Origin of the sequence: Acinetobacter sp. YH12064 (assembly GCF_013419735.1) — a bacterium.
Classification (GTDB): domain Bacteria; phylum Pseudomonadota; class Gammaproteobacteria; order Pseudomonadales; family Moraxellaceae; genus Acinetobacter; species Acinetobacter amyesii.
This window is the reverse complement of the sequence record NZ_VOZP01000017.1, coordinates 76036-82374: the sequence shown is the minus strand read 5'-3', so window position 1 is coordinate 82374 and position 6339 is coordinate 76036. Positions and strand designations below refer to the sequence as shown.

Here is a 6339-nt window from a genome sequence, read left to right as displayed (position 1 = left end):
TCCTGATACGCTTGCTCTGCCGCTGCTACCAAGTCTTCTACCGCTGCAATTTCTGTTGCATCGTCAACACCGTTGTTGTTGCTGTCCGTCACCGCTGGAATCACGATATCCGTTAACGCATCAATTCGATCTTGCAGTGCATCTTTGTCCGTACTGTCTGACAAGGCATCCACTGCATTTTGTGCTGCATCTTTGGCATCTTGCGCATCTTTTAAGGCATCTTCTAAAGCTACTTTTTCTTCAGGTGTGATTAAGCCATCTGCATTCGCATCAGTGAGTGCATATTCTGCTGCTTGATATGCATCTTCTGCTGCTTCAACAAGATCTGTGGCTAAATCAACTGGATTTTCTGTGCTGTCATCGACTCCGTTTTCATTCGCATCGTTGACCGCTGGAATGGTGATATCCGTCAACGCATCAATACGGTCTTGGAAACCATCTTTGGCATCTTGTACTGCTGCAGGCGCTGATGGCAAGGCATTCACCGCGTCTTGTGCTGCATCTTTGGCATCTTGTGCCGCTTTGAGTGCATCTTCAAGTTCGGCTTTTTCGGTTGGGGTAATTAAGCCGTTTGCATTGGCTTCTTCTAATGCATCTTCTGCTGCTTGGTACGCATCTTCCGCTGCTTTCACTGCTGCTTCTGCATCAGCAATTTGCGCATCCACCGCATCATCAATGCCATTACCATCTGCATCGGTCACAGGTGGAATCACGATATCCGTTAAGTTATCGAGACGATCTTGTAAGTCGTCTTTATCTGTTCCTGCTGGTAAGGCATCTACCGCATTTTGTGCAAGTTCTTTGGCATCTTGCGCATCTTTCAAGGCATCTTCTAAAGCAGCTTTTTCTTCAGGTGTGATTAAGCCATCTGTATTCGCATCAGTGAGTGCATCTTCTGCTGCTTGATACGCATCTTCTGCTGCTTCAACAAGATCTGTGGCTAAATCAACTGGATTTTCTGTGCTGTCATCAACTCCGTTTTCATTGGCATCGTTGACTGCTGGAATAGTAATATCCGTCAACGCATCAATACGGTCTTGGAAGCTATCTTTGGCATCTTGTACGGCTGCAGGTGCCGACGGTAAAGCATCGACCGCATCTTGCGCTGCGTCTTTGGCGTCTTGTGCCGCTTTGAGGGCTTCTTCAAGTTCAGCTTTTTCGGTTGGGGTGATTAAGCCGTTTGCATTGGCTTCTTCTAATGCATCTTCTGCTGCTTGGTACGCATCTTCCGCTGCTTTCACTGCTGCTTCTGCATCAGCAATTTGCGCATCCACCGCATCATCAATGCCATTACCATCTGCATCGGTCACAGGTGGAATCACGATATCCGTTAAGTTATCGAGACGATCTTGTAAGTCGTCTTTATCTGTTCCTGCTGGCAAGGCATCCACTGCATTTTGTGCTGCATCTTTAGCATCTTGCGCATCTTTTAAGACATCTTCTAAGGCCGCTTTTTCTTCTGGCGTAATCATACCATCCGTATTCGCATCAGTGAGTGCATCTTCTGCTGCTTGATACGCATCTTCTGCCGCTTCAACAAGATCTGTGGCTAAATCAACTTGATTTTCTGTGCTGTCATCTACGCCGTTTTCATTGGCATCGTTGACTGCTGGAATAGTGATATCCGTCAACGCATCAATACGGTCTTGGAAGCCATCTTTGGCATCTTGTACGGCTGCAGGTGCCGACGGTAAAGCATCGACCGCATCTTGCGCTGCGTCTTTGGCGTCTTGTGCCGCTTTGAGTGCTTCTTCAAGTTCTGCTTTTTCGGTTGGGGTAATTAAGCCGTCTGCATTGGCTTCTTCTAATGCATTTTCTGCGGCTTGATACGCATCTTCTGCCGCTTTCACTGCCGCTTCTGCATCGGCAATTTGCGCATCAACGGTATCATTAATGCCATTACCATCTGCATCAGTAACAGGTGGAATGACGATATCCGTTAAGTTATCGAGGCGATCTTGTAAGTCGTCTTTTTCAGTACTGTCTTTTAATGCGTCAACAGCTTTCTGAGCAGCATCTTCAGCAGCTTTGGCATCGGCAAGTGCTTGCTCAAGCTTGGTCTTTTCTTCAGGGGTAATTAATCCATCCGCTTGTGCATCGGTCAAAGCATCCTTTGCGGCTTTATTTGCATCTTCTGCTGCTTTTACCGCTTTTTCTGCCGCATCGAGTGCTTGATTTGAGTTGCCCGAACCCGATGAACTATCTGAATCATTATTTGCCCAAGCTAAAATGCCTCCAGTAGTAACTAAAGGAAATAACCACGTCCATAAACCAACTGTTGAATCTGAATAGAGTAAAGGATTAATTTCATCGATCGGATTATAGTTAATTTCAAATAATCCAGCTTCATTTGGATTTGTTTCTAATAGATATAATTTATCATCTTCTTCTAGTACAACATTGTTTTCATTTGGATTATCTGTAAAGTAATTCTCAATTATTAGTTGCTGTCCGTCTTTCATTTTTATAATTAAAGTATTTCCACTTCTCTCCATACTTAAAACATTTTCTTTTGAAGTATGTATAACAACAACAGAAGCCTCCTTTAATAAAATATTACTCGTTTGTATGTTTTCTAAAACAGAATGATGTTCTTTTGATACAACTTGGACTTGTAACATGATAATTACCCTCTGGCTTATTTATAAATATATATTTTAAATAATTTTTTAAATCACATGCTTTATCTAGCTAATAAAAAGGCATGTGAATGGACATATAACAGTTCAGCAAAGTTAAAAAAAATATTAAAGTTTTTTTCTTTATCGCATTGTTAAGATGCTTCACGCCAAACAGAAAGAATGAATTTGCACATAAATACACACAAATACCCAAAATATGTGATTTTGTTTGCATTTCAAATGTAAAAAAAAGCAAATAGAATGTGATAAAATTCAACAAAAATGTAATTTTTATAAATTAATCATCGATATGGATACAATATACATACGTAAAATTACCAAAATTACATAATAAGTATTTTTATTTACATTTTTTTTATAAAATCATGAAATAAGATCCAACCTCTTCAATTTATTGATTTTATTTATTTGTAATTCTCATTAATTAAAACCATAAAAAAAACCTGTAATTAATTACAGGTAATTTTTAAGATTAAAAATTAATTATTAATTGTTTTTTCAAATGATTTTAACCGTTTGTAAATAGAAATCAGTTCAATAATAGTTGTCCACGAAGAAATCAGGTATTGGAAAGAATCACGTACACGCCCAAAGACATTTAAAATTTGCATTAATATACCGAGCGTGATTGTTCCCGCTGCAATACTTGGAAACAATACAAAGAACCCATAAATATTATCAAGCTGCATATACCAAATACGAACTAGGTTGAAATAAGCATAGTGAAAATACAGTCTAAAATAATTAAATCGGACTTTACCAAATAATTGTTTTAATGTTAGAGGGTCTGCTCGATCTGCATGATCTTCACCATAAACTAATTCTTTACGATATGCTGCTTCGACTTTTTGATTATTAAACTCCAAACCCGGTAGTTTATAACCCACCAGCATTAAAATAACCGTCCCTAATACTGCCCAAAGGACTGCCGCCCAAACCAATGCATAGGCGATTTCCCCCACGACAGGTAATTTCTTTACATGTGTTGATAAAGTTAACAACACAGGTAGAAATGCAATTAAGGTCATCACCGATTCGACCAAGCTAACCCCAAGTCCTTCTGTGGTTCTCGCAAAACGCATCGTATCTTCTTGAATACGCTGTGAGGCACCTTCGATGGTTCTCAGTTTTTCCCAATGTGCAGTATAAAAGTCATTCATTGCGGTACGCCAACGAAAAACATAATGACTAACGAAAAACAGGTTCAATACCGCCAGTGTGACATATACCATGGCCACATAGAGAAAAGTCAGCGTCTCTGAATATAGCGTCGCCACTTCGCCCCCACCACCTGAAAGCATCTTCTGGATCAGATCATAGAATGGGTTATACCAAGCATTGATTACGACATTACATTCCACACTAAACCAAACATTAAACAGGATAAATGCGGTTCCCCACACAGACCATCGTTGCCAAGGATTATCTGATTTAATCTTCCAAAAGGCTGCAAAAAGCGCCGTTGCTACAAAAAACCAAGTATAGAACCATAAAAATTGGGGGCTCCAAAATCGGCTAATACCAATAGGCAGCTCTGCTTGATGATAATTTGCAGCTAAACCAAACATCGTACCCCAACTATTGCCACCGCTATACCACAAGACAATATTGATGACGAACCATATAAGGAATGATCCAAAAAACCATTTTGGATTTGGAAAAAAAGATTTAAACATTGGTCCTACATTTCCCCTCAATCTTTGTTTTTAGTTTGAGTTGCTGATAATAAGTTTTATTTCATTAATTTTCTTGTTCAGATTGAATATTTAACGCTGTTTAATCTGAAATTTAACAATCAAATACAAGACGACACATCATTCTGTTAGCTTAAGGATGAAAACTGAAGTTCACCTTAAATTCATTATTGATCATGCCCTTTTGATGATCTGGTCATTGTTTGTGGAACAAAAGACACCTCTTAGGACATATAATTACTGTTAAAAAGTTTGTCATATTTTAAAATTATTTTTGATATCAATAGACTAAAATACCTTAATTTATTTAACCATTATTTAAAATTAAGTTATGGAATTCTCTAAAATATTTTCTGCGATGGAGCTCACGTCATTTACAAAACATGTTTCTTCACCAATAATATGCTAAGTTCAATTAACAGCCTATGCTTGGGGAAGTAAAATGGAAAGTGCAATTGTTGAATTACTCAAACCAATTACATTAAATAAAGAAAATTGCAGTCCTTTGGTTTTTGAAACTGGTACCGTTCTGAAAGTGATTATGCAAACGCCAGAAGGTCTGTTGGTAAGCAATGATGATAAATTTAACTTTATGATTTCATTGAAAGATAAGAATGATGTTTGGCGCGAAATTTAATTTTGACGTTAAATCTTTAAATCTTCGAATTTTGCATAATAATGAAATTTAAAATTTACTGATCTAAAACGGCATTAAAATAATAAGGGACTGACGAGAGCAGTCCTGAATCAAATTGATCCCTCTTGCTCATCTTCACTTTCAAACCATCATTTAAGACCCTTTTCTCAACTATCTTTCATTAATCTCATTTTTTTCTAACTTCTACTCCCCTTTATTTCAAATGCAATCTATAGAAAGTGTTCTATTGAATTCATCTGAATCAAAGATCGAATTGAGTGGACGATTAAGGCTTATCTGTTGTTTTAAAAAATATTTTTTTGCTCAATTGATAGAAATAATTGGTGGTCAATATCACAAAAATCAGCCGTGATAGTTGAAACGCAACCACGATAGGCACAGCTAATCCAAGGGCTTTTGCCATTAAAGACATTTCTGCAATGCCGCCGGGAGATAAGCCTAAAACTAAAATTTTTCCATTGGCGTGACTGATATACACCAAGAACAATGCAAACAGGATGGATAATCCTAATGCCAACAAATTTAAAATGGTCGTGATGGCGATGAATTTTTTATGGCTTTTTAAAAAGCCAAAAGGAAACTTTGTGCCTAATGACCAACCTATACATATTTGTCCAAAGGCCGTAAACCACGTCGGGAATTTTAATTCCAATGCTCCGAAAAATGAAAGAAATCCCACCATAACTAATGGTCCGAGAACCCACGCATTTAATACATTGAATTTTTGAAATATTTTCGCTATCAAACAGGCCAAAGCAAATAAAAGAAGAATTTGGACAATTCCAAAGTGATCAATGATGTGTGGGTCTAGACTCACCCAATGAATATCAAATAATGCTGCTAAAACGATTGGTACAAGCACCACAAGTGCCACAATTCTTAAACTATGTGCAGCAACGACTTTATCTACTTGCGCATGGTGATGTTCTGCGATATTCACCATTTCACTGGCACTGCCGATTGCAGAAGAAAACCACGCCGTTGCCCAATCTAAACCATTGATACGATATTGTAATCCTGCGATAAGTGTTCCCAAAATCAATGACCATAAGATGCCGAGTACGATAAATATCCAATAGGCAGAAATAGCATGGACTAGCGCTGGGGTAAAATATAGTCCCAAAACCATACCAATAATGACTTGTCCCACTTTACGCCAATGCGGTGAACATGTGAGTGGTTGGCCTATACAACCAAACAATAAAGCCGCGAGTAATGGCCCGAGCAACCACGGTAAAGGGAGATGAAGTAAATTTGCGATGAGCGCACCGATCAGTGCGCATACCAATCCTTTGGCATTTAATTTTATTATTTCCATATGATCTAACAGCAATGGTCAGACTCG

At 38.4% G+C, this 6339-nt stretch carries 4 protein-coding genes; 1 reads left to right on the top strand and 3 read right to left on the bottom strand.

All coding sequences use genetic code 11. From position 1 onward, the window contains the following. Both FTU13_RS15210 and sbmA read right to left on the bottom strand, forming a co-directional pair. The coding region (locus FTU13_RS15210) for a BapA prefix-like domain-containing protein (protein WP_180126709.1) at nt 1–2621 on the bottom strand (2621 nt) is incomplete at its 3' end. Between the two features lie 500 nt (nt 2622–3121). Then, nucleotides 3122–4318, bottom strand: coding sequence for a peptide antibiotic transporter SbmA (gene sbmA / locus FTU13_RS15205; protein ID WP_180126711.1), 1197 nt, complete (start codon nt 4316–4318; stop codon nt 3122–3124). A 460-nt stretch (nt 4319–4778) separates the two neighbouring features. Between sbmA and FTU13_RS15200 the strand changes: the two genes are divergently transcribed. After that, nucleotides 4779–4973, top strand: coding sequence for a hypothetical protein (locus FTU13_RS15200; RefSeq protein ID WP_180126713.1), 195 nt, complete (start codon nt 4779–4781; stop codon nt 4971–4973). A 286-nt stretch (nt 4974–5259) separates the two neighbouring features. Here FTU13_RS15200 and FTU13_RS15195 read toward each other — a convergent pair whose 3' ends face one another. After that, a complete protein-coding gene (locus tag FTU13_RS15195) occupies nt 5260–6312 on the bottom strand; it encodes an AbrB family transcriptional regulator (RefSeq protein ID WP_078193068.1) in 1053 nt (350 codons plus the stop codon). Between the last annotated feature and the right edge of the window lie 27 nt (nt 6313–6339).

What these genes read in the sequence shown, in the direction of transcription:
- sbmA (WP_180126711.1), bottom strand. Translation starts at nt 4,318, where the DNA reads ATGTTTAAATCTTTTTTTCCAAATCCAAAATGGTTTTTTGGATCATTC.
- FTU13_RS15195 (WP_078193068.1), bottom strand. Translation starts at nt 6,312, where the DNA reads ATGGAAATAATAAAATTAAATGCCAAAGGATTGGTATGCGCACTGATC.
- FTU13_RS15200 (WP_180126713.1), top strand. Translation starts at nt 4,779, where the DNA reads ATGGAAAGTGCAATTGTTGAATTACTCAAACCAATTACATTAAATAAA.